This is a genomic window from Rodentibacter sp. Ppn85 (assembly GCF_001999335.1).
GTDB lineage: Bacteria > Pseudomonadota > Gammaproteobacteria > Enterobacterales > Pasteurellaceae > Rodentibacter.
Window position 1 is genome coordinate 1 of record NZ_MLHS01000099.1, and the last position, 1,343, is coordinate 1,343.

Annotated in this window: 1 protein-coding gene and 1 pseudogene; one reads left to right on the forward strand and one right to left on the reverse strand. The window is 32.2% G+C overall.

All coding sequences use genetic code 11. The features are described from left to right. Positions 1-229, forward strand: a pseudogene (locus BKL51_RS11920) (type VI secretion system tip protein VgrG); the annotation flags it as partial. 216 nt (positions 230-445) lie between these two features. Here BKL51_RS11920 and BKL51_RS11515 read toward each other — a convergent pair. After that, a complete protein-coding gene (locus BKL51_RS11515; protein ID WP_077466785.1) occupies positions 446-946 on the reverse strand; it encodes a YbhB/YbcL family Raf kinase inhibitor-like protein in 501 nt (166 codons plus the stop codon). Positions 947-1,343 lie beyond the last annotated feature (397 nt).

Consider the following 1,343-nt stretch of genomic DNA (forward strand, 5'->3'; position numbering starts at 1 on the left):
ATTTATGACAACCCAATCCAACTACCGCTACACTCTTAATACCAGCGATAAATATCATTTTGATGTGGTGAGTTTTCATTTAATCGAAGGGCTCTCCGAACCTTTTAAGTTAGAATTAAACCTGTCGAGGTTTGATTCGAATATTCCTTTTTCCGCATTAATGGATAAACCGGTCACCTTTACCTTTTGGCTAGATGATAATCCTTTATTTAATGTAAAATATCTCTAGCATAAGAAAAATATGCTTATTTTGCACACAACTAAATAATTAAAATAGTTGTGGTGAATCATAAATACCCGCCATGCACTTGTTACTTAAATCATTAGTAAATCCGTTCTCTAATGTTCGTCTTATTTAAAATAAACTTATCGATTAAACTCATTGATAAAAAAATCCGCACGCTAATATTAATTTTTCACATGCGGATTAAACTAAAATGAGTTTTTATTCAGAGTCATAAACTCCGACTAAATAGGCTTGTGCAAGAATATGATCTTTCATTGCAAAATGTAGTTCATTAAATCTAAAACCCGGCTTTAAATTAAGTTTTTTATCCAATGCATACACATACAATTCATAGCGATGGGGTTTATTTGGCGGAGCCATTCCACCATATCCGGAGGCCTCTGCAATAGATAGATTATTTAATTTACTTGCCCAACTATTTGCGCCCTGAACAAAGTCTTTCGCCGAAACACTTTCGTTTTCCGCAACAGAAGTACGTTCCAGATCAGCAATTAGCCAATGAGTCCACACAAACCCGGCGACTTCGGCAGCATCTTTATCTTCAAAAACAACCGCAAAGGATTTAGTATTTTTCGGTGCATTTTTAATTTCAAAGGGAATTGAGTATGACGGCATACCATTTACAGTAAATTGCGTTCCCCGTTTACCGTATTTATCGTTGAATTTCCCATTTATAATGGCAGAACTGGTTACTTGCATAACATTTTCTTTTTGCATCATAGTCCGATTTACCGGTTTGTCATTCATCATTGATTGAGCATATCCGGATTGAGGAAATATTGCTAAAGAAAAAGTTATCAAGCCGACAAGTTTAATTAAAGTTGTCATAGAATATGACTTTATATTTTTCATACATCTCCTTAAATATCATTAAAAGTTTATCTAATGCCAAAAATTCTTGGCATTTATTTAGACGTATAAAAGTCGATATTCTGACATATTTTTAATAGATAATCAGATCTATTTAAATATAAAAAATAACTCAATCCATAAAATTGATTGAGTTATTTTTAATAAAACTAAATTTATACCGCTATTTTCTTAATACTCAAAAAAATAAAACTCGGTTTATAAAAATTAAGGGGCTGACGTAGAT